Here is a 16593-nt window from a genome sequence, read left to right on the forward strand (position 1 = left end):
AATGAAGCGAGAAGGTGAGATTGAGTCAACGACGTTCCCTGCCCCAGACCCCGAAGATCCGCAACAATTGGTAGATTATCAACCGAATGAAGATGATGTTGTATCAACTTATGACGGTGTGGAAAACAGGGATATACTTGAAGAGTTTATCGAAATCGCTGGAGAAAACGGAAAAAATGATGAAAGCGAAATCAGAATAGTAAAAAATGAAGGGAAAGACGGGGTGATTATTTACGATCTAAAATCAAGATATGATAAAAATGCCGACCAAGGATGGATTGATGTTACTCCAGATTTGAGTCACTATAATCCCCCGGAAGATTACGTACAAGAGATTTTCAATAATGCGTCTCAACAATGTGGATATATGTCAAAAGATGAAACGCAGGGGTTTTATAAATTGTATGAATGCAGAACTCATTGGGAATATCATCTTCTTCCTATTGATAAGAGCAAACTACCTTAGCGATTCTTTAGGGAATAATGATTCTTCCTAACTATAAATCTCCTTTGAATTCGGGTATAATAGATTATGTTGATTTATCCCACTAATTGGCAAATTAGGTAAATTATAAAAATAAACACATTAACAAAATCTAATGAACACCATCTAAAGAAAGTTTTAGAAAACCAGGGAGTGTTACGATGAAAAGAACAATGATATGGTTTTTAGGCACACTACTGATCTTAGCGAGCTGTGCGCCAAATATGGAGGAAGAAACATCACAAAAAACGGATAACGAACAGGAAGTATCAGTTCTAAGTAGTCAATCATCTAAAGAAACATACAGAATGATTGCTCCATATAAAACGAATGTGGCAAGGGGATTAATTACAAACCAGATCTCGAATCGTGTAGATATAGACGAAATAGAGGAAGGGCTGAAACATCACTCACAAGATGTATTTGATCCAAGTGAACTGTACTTTCAAGAGGGGCAATATTTAACGGAAGATATTATACTAAGTTGGATCACTGATTTAAATCCGGCCAGGGAAGATGACTGGGATGTAGAAACACATAGAAAAAACCCCCGTATTTTTTCACATGTTTTAGAACATAATTATTTAAGACAAGTTGGTGACAAAGAGGTTGAGTTGGCGGGAATCTCTATTGGGATTGCATTAAAGTCTGTCTATCATTTTCGAGTTCCTGTGAATGGTGATCCCTATAGTGAAGAGATTGAAATGAACGCCATGCTAGAAAAAGGGTATGAAGTAGCTCAAGTAGTCTTGGAGAACATGAGGGAAACGGAAGGACTTTCTGACATCCCCTTTATGTTTACCCTATATCGTGAGGAAGACCCATACTCTCCCGTACCTGGAAACTTTGTAGCCAAAACGAGCGTACCTGGTGGTAGTAATTCAATTGAGGATTGGGAAACCATTAATGAAGAACATATCCTTTTTCCTTCTTCTGAAGGGGAAAAAAAATATCCGGAAGAACATGAGATTTTGAAGCATTTCGGGAATGAAATCGCACAATATTTTCCGAATTATGTAGGAATAGTTGGGGATGGTTTCTATGTTGATGAAGAATTACAATCGTTAAAAATTGAGATTCCAATTGAAACCAGTGGGAAAACGGAGCTAATTGGTTTTATGCAGTATGCATATGGTCTAGTACAGGACGTGTATGAAAATTATTACGAACTGGAAATTAATATAACTTCAGGTGGTAAGGTAGTGGGTTTGATTTATCGAGAAGCTGGTGGAGACTCTCCTGAAGTACACGTTATTCATTAGACCATAACTTATCTTTTTTTATAAATTCAACAAATAATGTTGCTTATCTGGTAACACTCCTCTTTTGAATAATAAGGGAAGCGAAGAAGAAATGTACGGTATATTTATAGCAATTGCAGGGCAGTTTTAGTTTGTCTAAATTCATAGATGGTAATTTACTCAGGAACCTTAAAAAAATAACAGTTGTTGCACAAACCTATTGAGTTAATTCAACAAAAGTATCATTTTACTAAAACGCTATCCTTTACGATAGTGGGTGTCATCAAAGTGCATACTTATCTTAAATTCTACTTTCTATATAATGAGGGTATCCCAGGAAATCGGGACACTTGGTACAGGCATGTGGAACCGGATTGGTTCCTATTATATTGGATGAGGATAAAATATTTTTTACACTACCCGAAGCTCAAATAACATCAATTGATCATCATGAAGATATAAAAGAACTTGCAGATGCTCTAGGTGTATCTTCAGATAACGTACAGAACCAAAGCTTCCTCAAAACCATCAAATCAAGTATATCCTTATTTTTATATCAAGCAATACAAAACAATATTAACGTTGTGCACCTAAGTTCTCAAAATGAATAATTACAACAGTTATATATCAACATTTACAGGCTATCTCATTTATGAGGAGACAGCCTGTTTTTTAAAACAGAGTGTATGAATAAAACTTTGGGAGAGCCACTATCCAGGTTATTTTGGGACAGTTCCGTCTAATAAGTTTGCACAAAAATTCCGTCGTCTTCTAGCCATTCAGCTATAAAAACACTTTTATAATCTGCCACATTTTTCGATAAGAGCTGTGACTTTAACCAGTCTTCATCAAACCCGAGATCATTAACTTCATCCCATAATACTTTACTATCGCGAATGAGCGTAACAGGAGCATAAACAGGTTTAACGGGTAAATTGAAATCCTCTACTGTTGTTTTCTGGTATGGTGTTTTCTTTAAAATGCTTATTGATCCGTTCGCCTCCAAGTAACAAAAGGCAACTTCCCGAATAGAAAATGTTTCGCTTTGGCGAAGTAAGCTTTGCAGTTGATTGATATTCATTCGATGTTTTTTCAGTGCCTCTCTGTCGACAATACCATTTTTTATAAGAGCAGCAGGTTTTCCCTCAAAAAGACCACGGAAAAATAAAAGCTTCTGACCCAAAAATTCAACAATAATTAATAAAAATCCCCATAAGCACATGGAATAGAAAATATAAAAAGCTCCAATTTTATCTTCATATACAGCGTTTCCAAGTAATTCTCCCAAAATGATAGAGGCAATAAAAGTAAACGGTGATATTTGATTAATGATTTTTCTTCCAACAATCTTAACGATAATAAACAACAAGAAAAACCCGAGGATAAGTTCGAATGTTAGCTTAATAATCATTATAATTCCCCAATCTATTCCCATTCTAGTAAATCATTTTATTTATTGCCACTTAGCATAAAATTATTACATATCCTCAAGAATGATTTACAGGTAACAATTCATAACATTAATGTTACACCATGTTGATAGACGGTCAATTCAATACATAGCATACTAAGGGAGGAGGTGTGAAATGTATGATAAATATGAATTTGAAACGACTCAGGCAACAGTATCAATATACACAGGAAGATTTAGCAGAAAAGTTAGGCGTCTCCCGCCAAGTAGTTGCCAAATGGGAAAAGGGGGAGTCGACACCTGATTTGTATTTCTGTATCAAACTAGCGGAACTATACGATGTTACGATTGATAATTTGGTGAACTATGATGAAGAGAAATCCGGTGTATCTGTACCGCCGAAAGGGAAGCATTACTTTGGTGCAACGACAGTTGGAGAACGTGGGCAAATTGTTATCCCGAAAAAAGCGCGAGAACTTTTTCATATTGAAGCAGGTAATACTCTTCTTATTGTTGGTGATGAAGAACGAGGACTTGCGATTGTCCCACAAAATTATATGCAAGGATTTTTCCCGCAAAATGTCCTCCTTAATAAAAAGGAGGAATATGAATGATTGCAATTGAAACAAGAAATATAACGAAACAATATGGTAATAAAAAGTCTATAAATGACGTGTCACTGACAATTAAAAAAGGCGAATTATTTTCACTGCTTGGTGTCAATGGCGCTGGAAAATCAACACTTATCAAAATGCTATCTTGTCTTGTTAAGCCAACTGGCGGCAAAGCCTCTATTTTCGGGTATGATGTGACGAAAGAGCCAGAACAAGTGAAAAATGTTATTTCTGTCTCCCCGCAAGAAACAGCGATTGCACCAAATTTAACGGTATATGAAAATTTAGAGCTAATGACAGGAATACATGGTTTTTCAAAAAAGGACCGTGAACAAAGAGTGAGAGAAATAATGGATACCTTTTCGCTTATGCCCTTCCAAAGGCAACGAAGCAAGACATTATCAGGAGGATGGAAGCGTCGTTTAAGTATCGCGATGGCTTTAATTACTGAGCCAGATATTTTATTTCTAGACGAACCAACTCTTGGGCTTGATATTTTAGCAAGGCGTGAACTCTGGAAAGTTATTAAAGGGTTAAAAGGCAATGTTACAATTATATTAACGACACACTATTTAGAGGAAGCGGAAAGTTTATCAGATCGTATTTGTATTTTAAAGCAAGGTGAAGTGAAAGCGCTTGGTACAGCAGAGGAATTAATCGTCCAAACATCCACGCTATCTTTTGAGGATGCCTTTGTTGCTTTAGTAGAAGGGGTGTCGATATGAAAATGATGATGTTTGGCTTCCGCACAACGAAAGAAATCATACGTGATCCTTTATCCGTGTTCTTTGGCTTAGCGTTTCCGATTATTCTATTATTATTACTAACATTCATTAACCAGAATATCCCGAACGATTTGTTCCATATTAGCAGTTTGGCGCCTGGTATAGTAGTCTTTGGCTTGTCGTTTATGACTTTATTTTCAGCACAAATGATTGCAAAAGACCGAGTTAGTGAATTATTAGCACGTTTGTTTACGACTCCAATGAAAGCATATGATTTTATACTCGGCTATACGCTGCCCCTAATTCCGATGTCGTTGGTGCAGGCAATGATTTGTTATGGCGTGTCAATCATGTTAGGAATGGATTTTACATTAAATGTTTTATTAGCGATTATTACTGTTTTACCAGTAGCGATTCTATTTATAGGGATAGGACTTTTATGTGGCAGTATTTTCAATGAAAAGGCGGTAGCAGGTATTTGCGGGGCATTGCTAACGAATTTAACAGCTTGGCTCTCTGGGATATGGTTTAGTTTAGAATTAGTTGGCGGTTGGTTTGAAAAAATCGCGTATGCTCTTCCATTTGTGCATGCTGTTGATATGGGGAAAGCAGTGTTTAGTGGAGATTATGCAAACATCTTTCCTCATATATGGTGGGTAGTAGGTTATGGTTTAGTGATTACCGTGTTAGCAATTTATATCTTTCAATGGAAAATGAAAAACAGATAAAGTGATGCAAAAGGTAAACATTTAGCATCAAAACGTTTCAAAGGCTCTTTTCATTTATGTAAAAAAGGGTCTTTTTTGTGTTTTTAACGGAGAAAATCATAATTAGACAACGACATGATTTTCTATTGTTGAATAAATCGCTATAGGAAAAATGGAGCTATATCTATATTATAAACTCGTGGCTTTTCTAAGCTTACCTGCCAACAAATAAAGTATAGGAAATGAATCTAGAATTAAAAAAATTCTTGACAATCTATTAAAGTTAGCATAAATTTGATAATGATAATCATTATCAACATAATGGGGGGTATGTCAAATGAATACATATCGAAAAAGTTTAATTAGCGCATTACTATTTTTAATAGTGTTTATGATTGCTTTAGTTGGCTGTTCACAAAAATCAGATACAGCACCTGCACCGGCTGATGATAATGACGCATCAGAATCCGCGTCTGCAGAATCTGAATATCCAATTGTTATCGAGCATGCTTTCGGCGAAACGGAAGTAACTAGCAAGCCTGAACGTGTAGTTACGGTTCAATGGGGCAATCATGATGTTGCACTTGCTTTGGGTGTTGTACCTGTAGGCTTCTCTGCAGCAAATTTTGGCGTTCAGGATGATAGTGGTCTTTTGCCTTGGACAGCTGAAAAGCTTGATGAGCTTGGTACAGAAGATCCAAATGTCTTCCAAGATACAGACGGTCTTGACTTTGAGGCCATTTCAGATGCAGACCCAGACGTCATTTTGGCAGCATACTCTGGTATAACACAGGAGGATTACGACCTTCTCAGTCAAATTGCTCCAGTCGTAGCATTTCCGACAGCTGCTTGGGCAACTACATGGCGTGAGCAAGTTAGTTTAAATGCAGCGGGAATGGGCATGAAGGAAGAAGGCGAACAGCTTATTAAAGACATCGAAGACATGGTAAACGAGAAATTGACGGAATATCCGCAGATTGAAGGCAAGAAGGTTGTTTGGGTTAACTTCTCGGCTGACGATATGTCTAAATTGCATATTTACACTCCGATAGACTCTCGAGTCTCTTTCCTGCATGAGCTTGGGATGGATTATCCTGATAGTATTACGGAACAAATTACGGACCCTAACAGCTACTCGCTGAATTTAAGTGCTGAGAATGCTGCGGATCTTTACGATGCTGATCTAATTATTGGTTATGGTAATGATGAATTACTACAAACTCTTCAAGCAGATCCATTGCTTGGAAAAATCCCTGCAATCGAGAGAGGTTCTGTTGCGTTCATTGAAAGTGATACACCTTTAGTAGCTGCTGGAACTCCGAATCCACTTTCGATTACGTACACGATTGATGAATACCTGGAATTAATAGGAGGAGCTATTGACAAGATAGATGAAAAGTAGTTCAGCAGTTTCAAAGATGCATGAAGTCAATTCACATATACCGAAAAATTTCATGGTAGTTTTAGTAATTGGTTTTGTCTTGCTCGGGTTGAGTGTGTTTCTCTCCTTATCACTAGGCTCTCGAATGGTAGGCTTACAGGAAGTACTGGACGGCTTATTCCGTCAAGATATAGACTCTTATGAAGCAAATGTTGTCCGTAAAAGGATATCACGTACCGTTTTCAGTTTGTTTTGCGGAGCGGCACTCGGAGTTTCGGGAGCGCTTATGCAAGCGGTCACTCGCAACCCGATTGCCGACCCAAGTATATTGGGAGTGAACACAGGAGCATCCCTATTTGTTGTTTTTGGAATAGCATTTTTGAATATAAGCAGTGCACATCAATATATATGGCTAGCGTTGGCTGGTGCTGCAATTACTTCGGTTTTCGTATTCGGAATCGGTTCTCTTGGGCGTAGTGGGGCCACGCCGATCAAACTTGTTCTTGCGGGGGCTGCCACAACTGCAGCCCTTTCCTCTTTGGTTGTCGCAATCATGATTCCACGTTCTCATGTTATGGATCAGTTTAGATTTTGGCAGGTTGGAAGCGTCGGTTCGGCAACTTGGGATGGTATTGCTACCTTCATTCCCTTTTTGCTAATCGGAACACTGATAGCTATTCTGTCTGCACCAGCACTAAACGCATTGGCATTAGGGGACGCTATTGCGACTGGACTAGGTGTCCGGATCGGAATATTAAGGCTTGTTGCAGCTCTTGGGGCTGTTCTTTTATGTGGTGCAGCTACAGCGTTGGCGGGTCCAATTGGCTTTGTGGGACTTTTATCTACTCATGTTATGCGCCTTGTACTTGGCCCCGATCTGCGTTTTGTTATTCCGATGTCGGCAATTTCAGGTGCAGTCATATTGACGATTTCTGATGTGAGCGGCAGGGTAATCGGGAGTCCTGGCGAGCTTGAAGTCGGCGTGGTTACAGCATTTATTGGGGCTCCATTACTAATTATATTAGCTATGAGATCGAAAGTGAGTTCGTTATGAAAAATGAATCTATTGCGTTTATTATGGCGGGAAGGCGTCAAAGGCACCGCCGATGGATACTGGTTACCAGCTTTCTAGTTGTTCTTGCATGCATTCTTTGCGGTGCGATGCTTCTATTAGGAAATACGATTCACCCAGTGAAAGATGTAATCCGAGCACTTTTGGGAGAGCAGGTTCAAGGTGTCTCATTTGCAGTTAATACGATACGTCTGCCGAGAATGCTAGCAGGTGTTTTTGCTGGTTTTGCATTCGGTGTTGCGGGTGACATTTTCCAAACGATGTTGCGTAATCCACTTGCAAATCCGAATGTAATTGGTATTACCACAGGATCCAGTGCAGCGGCTGTTTTTTGTATTGTTATTTTGCATGCAAGTGGTGCTGTCGTTTCAATTGCTTCCGTGATTGCCGGTCTTGCTACAGTAACATTCATCTATATTTTATCCAGAGGAAAGTCCTTTTCCATCGGACGATTAATCCTGATTGGAATAGGCGTCCAGGCAATGCTTAATGCGCTGATATCCTATCTTTTGCTAGTTGGTGCGGAGCAAGATATACCAGCGGCGCTCAGATGGCTCAGTGGTAGTCTGAATGGCTCTCAAATGCATGAACTGCCACCGCTTATCCTATCGGTTTTTATCTTTGCGCCTATCGTTATCATGCTAGCGAAGCAGCTTAGTATATTAGAACTCGGAGAACAGTCGGCAACTTCTCTTGGGGTAAATACCGACAGGACAAGAATGTTGCTGATTTTGAGTTCCGTCTGTATGATTTCCCTTGCGACTTCTACTACTGGACCAATAGCCTTTGTATCTTTTCTTTCAGGTCCAATCGCAAAGAGGCTGGTCGGTGTTGGGTTCTCAAATGTAATTCCAGCAGGCCTTGTTGGTATTAATTTGGTTTTGGCAGCAGATCTAATCGGGCAGTTTGCTTTTGTGGTCAGATATCCTGTAGGCATCATAACGGGAATAATCGGAGCACCGTATTTGATTTACTTGCTAATCCGAATGAATCGAAAGGGGGAATTATAATGAAACAGACAAATCTTTTCGAAGCTGAGCAATTAGTAGCAGGCTATGATAATAAAACGGTTATCCAAGAGGTAAGCCTTACGATTCCCAGTAATAAAATAAGCGTTATTATTGGAGCGAATGCTTCTGGAAAATCAACACTTCTTAAAACATTAGCACGGCTTATAAAACCGATATCTGGAAAAATCAATCTGGATGGGAAATCAATTACCAAAATACCGTCAAAACAGTTGGCGCGGGTTTTAGGGCTGCTGCCACAATCGCCCATTGTGCCAGAGGGAATTTCTGTCGCAGATTTAGTAGGAAGGGGAAGATTCCCGCATCAATCCATGCTTAGCGGATGGACAAAGAAAGACTATGAGGCAGTTGCTGAAGCGATGAGAATTATGGATATAACAAAGCTTGCCAATCATAATATTGACGAGCTGTCAGGTGGCCAAAGACAGCGTGTCTGGATTGCAATGGCGCTAGCGCAACAGACAGATATTCTATTTCTCGATGAACCGACAACCTTTTTAGATATTACATACCAGGTTGAAATTCTTGATATGCTTACAGACCTTAATCAAAAGATGGGAACTACAATTGTAATGGTTCTGCATGATATCAACTTGTCTGCCCGTTATGCGGACAATATATTTGCTATTCATAATGGAAAACTTGTTGCTGAGGGGGAGCCATCAAATGTCATTACAAGCTCTTTAGTGAAGGACGTCTTTGGTCTTGATTGCATTGTGGTAGAGGATCCGATTTCAGGATCCCCTTCTGTGGTGCCGATAGGACGACATCATGTTAACAATGAGTATACGCCTTGAAGACATGTATAAAGCAGTGGATATCTTTTTATATCCACTGCTTTATATTAGCTACTTAAATAGCTATCCTGTTTTCCATCATTAAAAGTTTATTTTTTGTAATTCTTTCGGTTTCAATACACCGATATCTTTAATCAAGATGTGTAGCATAACTAAATTTGACCACTACGATTTAAAAATCCGATCAATCGTTTCAATTTCCTCATTTGTTAATGTAACATCAAGTGTTTTTAAATTGCTTTGCACCTGATCAGGGTTTTTTGCCCCAGGAATAATGACATCAATGGCACCTCTTGTTAAATACCAAGCAAGCACAATATTTGCAACATCTGTATCTTTTCCATTTGCAATGTTTCGAATCTGTTCTACCTTTTCAAGATTGTTTTTAAATGTCTCTCCCTGGAAATATGGAAGTCCTGCGCGTAAATCATCAAATTTCGAGTCTTTATTGTATTTCCCCGCTAATAAGCCAGCTACAAGCGGGAAAAACTGCACAAAGGAGATGTTTTGTTCCAACGCGTAAGGCAATAATTCTTTTTCTGCCTCACGATTTAGCAAACTGTATTCTCCCTGGTATACATCGACATAGCCATCTTTATTGGCCTCTTTTAATTGATCCATTGAAAAATTCGATAGGCCAATTGCTCTTATTTTCCCTTCATCCTTCAATGCTTTTAATGCGCCAACTGCTTCATCTTTAGGTGTATTCTCATCTGGATAGTGAATATATAATAAATCAATATAATCGGTTTTCAATCGTTTTAGGCTTTTTTCAACCTCTTCTTTTAAGAAAGCAGGAGAATTATCATGGCTCATTTCATTTCCATTGAAAATTGGAGAAACCTTTGTTGCAATGACTAGGTCAGAGCGCTTTCCTGTTTCTTGCACGACTTCACCGATCAATTCTTCTGAGTAACCGGGACCATATAGATAGGCGGTATCAATAAAGTCTACTCCATTGTTAATTGCAAAACGAACCGTATCCTTACCCTGTTCATTATTCAAATTAGGGAAAAGGTTATGTCCACCAATCTTATTTGTCCCAATACCAACCGGATTTACATATAAATCTGTCTTGCCAATTTGCACTTTCTCTGTCATAGGGAGCACTCCTTTTACAGTTTTATATATTTTAAATAACCTCCTATTGGAGATTAAATAATTAATGCCGTGTTGAAATGGTAAATTCTAAATTACGCATAAATTTAAAAATCTTCTTCTCTAAGGAAGTATATATCAGCTGTGTTTCTTGGGCAATAAATCTGCTTTTTTATTTCATCGTAAAATAATAAGTGTTAGTTCCTTAAAAAAGGCATGGTATATAGGTTATACTGAAAGCAATTAGATAAGAAATAACAGTAAAACTTAAAAGGACGGTTTCCGATGGCGAAGATTTTAATTATAGAAGATGACCCAAAGATCGCATTACTTCTGCAAAATCACCTTGAAAAGTATGGATATAAAGCGGTTATAACGGAACAGTTTGATGCGGTAACCGAAGTGTTTAAACTGGTGCTGCCAGATCTTGTTTTATTAGATATTAATTTGCCGAGCTTTGATGGGTTCTATTGGTGTCGCCAGATTAGACAAATTTCAACTTGTCCGATTTTATTTATTTCGGCACGATCTGGAGAAATGGATCAGGTAATGGCATTAGAGAATGGCGGCGATGATTTTATCACGAAGCCATTTGCTTATGAAGTGGTCACGGCAAAAATTCGCAGCAGTCTGCGCCGGGCATATGGAGCGTATGCCCCCAAGGTAAAGGAACGAGTAGTTGAATTGAATGGTTTGACACTTTATGTGGAACGAATGGAACTAGGCAAGGATAAAGGACTTGTTTCGCTTACAAAGAAAGAGGCTGTTCTGCTTGAGGTGCTAATGAAGCGTTCGCCGCGGGTGGTTGCAAGAGAAGTGCTATTGGAAAAATTGTGGGATGATCAATCATTTGTCGATGAAAATACACTTAATGTTAATGTAACGAGAGTTCGTAAAAAGCTGCAGGATTTGAGTATAGAAGATGCTATTGAAACAATTCGAGGTGCAGGCTATCGACTCGTGCCGAATTGGGAGACTTCCTAATGGTAAGGTTATTTTTACGTGACCAGTTCCCTCTTATTCTAATCAATTTTATTCAGCTGCTGCTCGTTCTGTTTGTTGTTTGGATGAGTGGCTTCCAGCAATTTTCCTTGTTGATCTATGCCTTATTTCTCGGAATTTTTCTTTTGACCATTTATTTAGTTTTCCGTTATATAACCCACCGCAGGTTTTACCACCGATTAACAAGGCAAATTAGCAGTCTGGATGAGGTTTTTGAATCATTGGATACTGCTCCTGTTTCAGCAGCTCTCAGTGATTTGCTCAAAGCGCAGCATCGACTCTACGTAAATGATATGCAGCAACAAGAGAAAAAGCGAAAAGACCATTTAACCTTTATTAATCAGTGGGTCCACCAAATGAAGACGCCATTGTCTGTCGTGGAATTGATCATTCAGGATTGTGATGATGAGCAAATGATGAGTATCCAAGAGGAAACGGATAAATTAGAAAAGGGACTTGAGATGGTTTTATATGTCGCGAGATTGGACGCTTTTGAACAAGATTTCCATGTACAGCCCGTATCACTGAAAGCTGCAGTTGACGAAGCGATCCAGGATAATAAACGTCTTTTCATTAAGAATCAGGTTTATCCGGATGTACAAGTTTCTCCCGCAATGGTTGAATCGGACGAAAAATGGCTGGAATTTATCTTTAATCAGGTTATAACCAATGGTATTAAATACTCTAGTGGAATTGGGAAGAAGATATCGATATACGACCAAAAAACGGAAAACGGAATAGATTTAGTGATTCAAGACATGGGTGTTGGAATTCCGATGACTGATTTAAAGCGTGTATTTGACCCATTTTTTACAGGTGAAAATGGTCGCGTTTATCGGGAGTCTACAGGTATGGGGCTATATCTTGTAAAAGAAGTTTGTGAAAAGCTGGGACATGAGGTTCATATAGAATCCGCGCAGGGAGAAGGCACACTGGTTAAGATAAGTTTCATTTCTTAAATCAAAAAACAAAACCTTACATGAATGTAAGGAAAATGAAAGTTAGAGCGATGTTTAAATTCCCCATTTTCTTTTACACTGTATATAAGAGGAAAGGGGATTTTGAATTGGATATATTAAAAATTAAAAACTTAAGCAAGGTATACGACGGAAAAGTAGCCCATAAGGCATTAACAAATATAGATTTAACAATTGAAGAAGGAGAATTCGTAGGAATCATGGGGCCTTCTGGGAGCGGGAAATCAACCTTGCTCAATCTGGTAGCAACAATTGATCAGCCAACCTCGGGGAGCATTATGGTGAATGACAAGGATCCGTTACGAATGAAGCATAATGAGCTAGCGATATTTCGGCGCAGGGAGTTAGGCTTCATTTTTCAGGATTTTAACTTGCTGCCTACATTAACGGTAGAAGAGAACATTGTTCTCCCGCTCACGCTTGAGGGTGTTCGCGTGAAGGAGATGGAGGAAAGGGTAGTGGCTGTTGCAGAAAAGCTTGGGATTACGCCAATCTTGAAAAAACGGATTTACGAAATATCAGGTGGACAGGCGCAGCGAACTGCCATTGCCAGGGCAATTATTCACCGTCCTAAGATGGTTTTAGCGGATGAACCGACAGGTAATTTGGATTCGAAATCTTCCCGGGCTGCAATGGATATGATGGAGAAAATCAACAAGCAGGATAAGACAACGATGATGATGGTAACACATGACCCCGTAGCAGCAAGCTATACAGAGCGAGTTGTTTTTATTAAAGACGGAAAGCTGTTTAACGAAATTCATCGCGGGGATAATCGCCAAGCTTTCTTCCAAAAAATTATTGACGTGTTATCGCTGTTGGGAGGGGATGCAAGTGACCTTTCGTCAATTCGCGTTTAATAACGTTTTACGAAATAAGCGTATCTATGCAGCATATTTCCTAAGTAGTCTTTTTTCGGTACTCGTCTTTTTTGTGTATGCAATCTTTGCTTTCCATCCAGGATTATCAGCGGTACACCCAGCTGTGTCCAAGGGTCTTCACTTTGCCGAAGGGATTATTTACGTGTTTTCCTTTATCTTTGTCCTTGTATCGATGAGTGCCTTTTTACACTCGCGAAAAAAGGAATTCGGTCTAATGGTGATGCTCGGCATGACAAATCAGCAATTACGCCGAATGGTCTTTTTAGAGAATATACTAATTGGCTTTTTAGCAACGGCTTCAGGAGTAGGGCTAGGGCTCGTATTTGCTAAACTGTTCTTGATGACAGCAGAAACAGTCCTGGATTTAAAGGAAATGCTGGATTTTTATATCCCGTGGCAAGCTGTTGTTTTAACATGTGTTGCTTTCTTGTTCTTATTTATTGTCATTTCCTTCTTTACAGTCATGATATTAAAAGGAAATAAATTAATCGACTTGATTAAAGGAAGCTCAGCACCTAAGAAAGAGCCTAAAGCTTCTGCTGTCCTTTCGATATTGTCATTCCTTTTATTAGCAGCTGGCTATGCAATTGCATTGGCAGTAAGCGGAGCGATGGTCGTTGCTGCAATGATACCTGTTACGATTATTGTTATTATCGGCACGTATTTTCTTTTTACCCAGTTAAGTGTATTTATGATTCATCAGCTAAAGAAACGCAAACTCTTGTTTTGGAAAAAGACAAATCTTGTCCTGTTTTCTGACCTGGCCTATCGAATGAAGGATAATGCTCGTGCCTTTTTCTTTGTAGCGATTGTTTCAACTGTTGCTTTTACTGCAATTGGCAGCCTTGTAGGTTTTCGCTATATGTCTACGACTTCAATGGTAGAAAATACACCATTTGCAATGGATTATGTCTCAAAATACGATAATGACGATGAAGAAGAGCATATTAAGCTAATCGAATCAAATTTAGCTGATTTCCCTTATACAAAGGTGGCTGTTCATATCAAAAAGGTGTCCATACCTAGCTTGGCTAGTGAGTATGTTCCTCTTACAGGGATTATATCGGAGTCTGAATACAATGAGCTCGCTAAGGAAGCTGGTCAACAAGACCAACAGCTTGAACTGACAGATAATCAGACAATCTTCCTTTACTATCAAAATTCTACCTCTGAAGCAACAGAGCATGTGGAGAGTATGGATCTAGAAGTTGATGGTAAAGAACTGAATCAGATTTCAAATCAGGGTTCAAATCTGATTCGAACGTATGATGACTACCTTGTAGTAGATGATCAATTCTATAATGATATAGAAGCAACCGAATCAGAGAGTTATTATGGGTTTCAAGTGAAAGATTGGAAGGCTACCGGAGAGGTTGGTGAGCAGCTTCTCCAGGAAATGGATGTAGCTGAAACAAGCGGATATGGAGAGGATTTTCGCTATGCTAGTCTTGGCTATGATTGGATGGAGCTAAACCAGGCATTAGGTGCCACGTTATTCATTGGATTATTTATCGGTGCAGTATTTTTTGTTGCTGCGGGAAGCTTTTTATACTTCCGTTTATATGCTGATTTAGAAAATGAGAAACAGAAATTTGCTGCGATTAGCAAAATAGGTCTTACGGATAAAGAATTATCCAAGATATTAACGACTCAATTAGCTTTGTTATTCTTTGTTCCAATTGCTGTGGCAGTCATTCATGGGGCAGTAGCTTTAACTGCACTGCAAAATATGTTTGATTTCAGCTTGTTTAAGAGCTCAGCTCTCGTTTTAGGAAGCTTTAGTCTTATTCAAATTGTTTACTTTATAGTTATTAGACATAATTATATCCGAAAAATAAAAAGTTATTTATAAAGTGAAACTTCATTCAGTGGGGGTTTCCCTTCCTCCCCACTGAATGTTAGTTGAACAGAATCAGGAATTTACGGGCTGTTTATCCCCCGCCTTTACATGTTTTTGGTTACCTTATGCATAGAGGCGGAGGTGTTACAGCTCGTTAATGCGTGATAAAAAGGAACACGGGAGAAGTGCTTATCTTCTCTTGTGTTCTTTTTTACTAGATAAAAAGATACGGGATAACGCAGCAAAAATCTATTTTTACCAGGACAAACAAAGGCAAATGGATTTTTTACATACAATGGATAAAAAAACACAAAAAAACTTCGCAAAACTCCATGTACAAATAACGAAAATTTGCTATTATTTTAATTGAGGATGATTATCATTATCATCATGTTGCTAGTGTTTAAGAAAAGGTTACATATGGCTGGGTTAATTTAAAAGAGTTTTCCGCATATTAATTGCACATTGTGTATCCCATAGGATTATTTCCCTGCATCTGAAGGAAGGAGTGGGTAGGAGATATGACAAATATGGAGCAAATAAAAGAATTATATACAACAGCTCCACTATCCTTTGTTGATATTATTACGCAAAAGGTTACATATACAAATTCAGTCCGAACCATTTTTACGAATGAAAAATTAAGTGGGTTGGTATTCCCTTTAAGAGGAAAGGCACAATTTTCAATTGATGGGTTGACCTATGAAATTGAACAAGGATCCATTTTACATGTAGGGCCTAACATGGAGATGAAGCGCACGGCTGAGAATGACGAAGTTTTTGAATATGCAGTGATTCACTTTGAACTTTCGAGTGAATCAGCAAATCGATTTCCGATTTTTAGGGAGCACTTTATGCTTCGGATTGGCGATAGTATGAAATTAAATAATCGTGTTCAGCAGCTTATGCAAAACTTCCTAATTCCTGGTGGTTTGGCATTTTTACAATCGAAGCGGTTATTTTTAACGATTTTGGCAGAGATGATTGTGGCAAGTGAGAAGACGGATTTAGAAAAAGCAGAAAATATGGATGTCATTATTCAGTATATGCATCAATTTTTTCCGAAGGGGATAACCGTTCTACACGTTGCAAAGCATTTTCAGATAGACCGCAGGAGACTATCGTCTTTATTTGAAAGACAAATGGGTGTTAGCCCAAATATGTATTTAACCGACTTGCGGATTCAGAAGGCGAAGTTATTGCTTCGCACATCTAATCTATCAATTGCTCATATTGCTGAAAGCATTGGTTACAGAGATCATTTTTATTTTAGCAGAGTTTTTAAAAAGGAAACTGGATTATCCCCCACTCTTTACCGGAGGCATTTGGGATAAT

At 38.6% G+C, this 16593-nt stretch carries 17 protein-coding genes; 15 read left to right on the forward strand and 2 right to left on the reverse strand.

The features are described 5' to 3' along the window. The first annotated feature begins 1 nt into the window (after window position 1). The 3 genes from NST46_RS07620 to NST46_RS07630 all read left to right on the forward strand — a co-directional run bounded on the left by NST46_RS07620 (window position 2) and on the right by NST46_RS07630 (window position 2336). Window positions 2–466: a hypothetical protein gene (locus NST46_RS07620; RefSeq protein WP_341137000.1), complete on the forward strand. Its 465-nt coding sequence runs from the start codon at window positions 2–4 to the stop codon at window positions 464–466. Between the two features lie 179 nt (window positions 467–645). After that, the gene (locus NST46_RS07625) at window positions 646–1746 is read left to right on the forward strand and encodes a CamS family sex pheromone protein (protein WP_341137001.1); all 1101 of its coding nucleotides are present in this window, start codon (window positions 646–648) and stop codon (window positions 1744–1746) included. Between the two features lie 368 nt (window positions 1747–2114). Continuing rightward, the gene (locus NST46_RS07630; RefSeq protein ID WP_341137002.1) at window positions 2115–2336 is read left to right on the forward strand and encodes a hypothetical protein; all 222 of its coding nucleotides are present in this window, start codon (window positions 2115–2117) and stop codon (window positions 2334–2336) included. A 128-nt stretch (window positions 2337–2464) separates the two neighbouring features. Here the strand turns inward: NST46_RS07630 and NST46_RS07635 are convergent, their stop codons facing one another. Then, on the reverse strand, window positions 2465–3139 hold the full coding sequence (locus NST46_RS07635; RefSeq protein ID WP_095313556.1) for a DUF421 domain-containing protein: 675 nt from the start codon (window positions 3137–3139) through the stop codon (window positions 2465–2467). Window positions 3140–3315: 176 nt separating this feature from the next. On the opposite strand from NST46_RS07635, the gene NST46_RS07640 reads away from it, so the two are divergent. From NST46_RS07640 to NST46_RS07670, 7 genes are all read left to right on the forward strand, one after another. Beyond that, window positions 3316–3750, forward strand: coding sequence for a helix-turn-helix domain-containing protein (locus tag NST46_RS07640; RefSeq protein WP_095313492.1), 435 nt, complete (start codon window positions 3316–3318; stop codon window positions 3748–3750). Beyond that, complete coding sequence (locus tag NST46_RS07645; protein ID WP_251660976.1) at window positions 3747–4475, forward strand: ABC transporter ATP-binding protein; 729 nt, start codon at window positions 3747–3749, stop codon at window positions 4473–4475. Before NST46_RS07640 ends, NST46_RS07645 begins: the two co-directional genes overlap by 4 nt. Next, window positions 4472–5203 (forward strand): ABC transporter permease, encoded by a 732-nt coding sequence (locus NST46_RS07650; RefSeq protein WP_303449575.1) that lies wholly within the window; start codon window positions 4472–4474, stop codon window positions 5201–5203. The genes NST46_RS07645 and NST46_RS07650 overlap by 4 nt, the downstream gene beginning before the upstream one ends. A 316-nt stretch (window positions 5204–5519) precedes the next feature. Next, window positions 5520–6584, forward strand: coding sequence for an iron-siderophore ABC transporter substrate-binding protein (locus NST46_RS07655; protein ID WP_303449573.1), 1065 nt, complete (start codon window positions 5520–5522; stop codon window positions 6582–6584). Beyond that, window positions 6574–7617, forward strand: a complete 1044-nt coding sequence (locus NST46_RS07660; RefSeq protein ID WP_303449571.1) for a FecCD family ABC transporter permease — start codon at window positions 6574–6576, stop codon at window positions 7615–7617. The genes NST46_RS07655 and NST46_RS07660 overlap by 11 nt, the downstream gene beginning before the upstream one ends. After that, entirely contained in the window at window positions 7614–8645 is a 1032-nt protein-coding gene (locus NST46_RS07665; protein WP_303449569.1) for a FecCD family ABC transporter permease, read from the forward strand. Before NST46_RS07660 ends, NST46_RS07665 begins: the two co-directional genes overlap by 4 nt. Further along, entirely contained in the window at window positions 8645–9460 is an 816-nt protein-coding gene (locus tag NST46_RS07670; RefSeq protein ID WP_303449567.1) for an ABC transporter ATP-binding protein, read from the forward strand. Before NST46_RS07665 ends, NST46_RS07670 begins: the two co-directional genes overlap by 1 nt. A 165-nt stretch (window positions 9461–9625) precedes the next feature. Here the strand turns inward: NST46_RS07670 and NST46_RS07675 are convergent, their stop codons facing one another. Beyond that, on the reverse strand, window positions 9626–10561 hold the full coding sequence (locus NST46_RS07675) for an aldo/keto reductase (RefSeq protein ID WP_095313479.1): 936 nt from the start codon (window positions 10559–10561) through the stop codon (window positions 9626–9628). Between the two features lie 282 nt (window positions 10562–10843). Here NST46_RS07675 and NST46_RS07680 point away from each other — a divergent pair, with 282 nt between their 5' ends. The 5 genes from NST46_RS07680 (at window position 10844) to NST46_RS07700 (ending at window position 16592) form a co-directional block, all read left to right on the forward strand. Further along, entirely contained in the window at window positions 10844–11542 is a 699-nt protein-coding gene (locus tag NST46_RS07680) for a response regulator transcription factor (RefSeq protein WP_303449564.1), read from the forward strand. Next, window positions 11542–12519 (forward strand): sensor histidine kinase, encoded by a 978-nt coding sequence (locus tag NST46_RS07685; RefSeq protein ID WP_303449562.1) that lies wholly within the window; start codon window positions 11542–11544, stop codon window positions 12517–12519. Before NST46_RS07680 ends, NST46_RS07685 begins: the two co-directional genes overlap by 1 nt. A 107-nt stretch (window positions 12520–12626) precedes the next feature. Then, on the forward strand, window positions 12627–13397 hold the full coding sequence (locus NST46_RS07690; protein ID WP_251660961.1) for an ABC transporter ATP-binding protein: 771 nt from the start codon (window positions 12627–12629) through the stop codon (window positions 13395–13397). Further along, entirely contained in the window at window positions 13366–15270 is a 1905-nt protein-coding gene (locus tag NST46_RS07695; protein ID WP_340002672.1) for an ABC transporter permease, read from the forward strand. The genes NST46_RS07690 and NST46_RS07695 overlap by 32 nt, the downstream gene beginning before the upstream one ends. A gap of 518 nt (window positions 15271–15788) precedes the next feature. After that, entirely contained in the window at window positions 15789–16592 is an 804-nt protein-coding gene (locus tag NST46_RS07700; RefSeq protein WP_158586290.1) for a helix-turn-helix transcriptional regulator, read from the forward strand. Window position 16593 lies beyond the last annotated feature (1 nt).

The sequence above is a fragment of the Oceanobacillus sp. FSL W7-1309 genome, assembly GCF_038002145.1.
GTDB lineage: Bacteria > Bacillota > Bacilli > Bacillales > Amphibacillaceae > Oceanobacillus > Oceanobacillus profundus.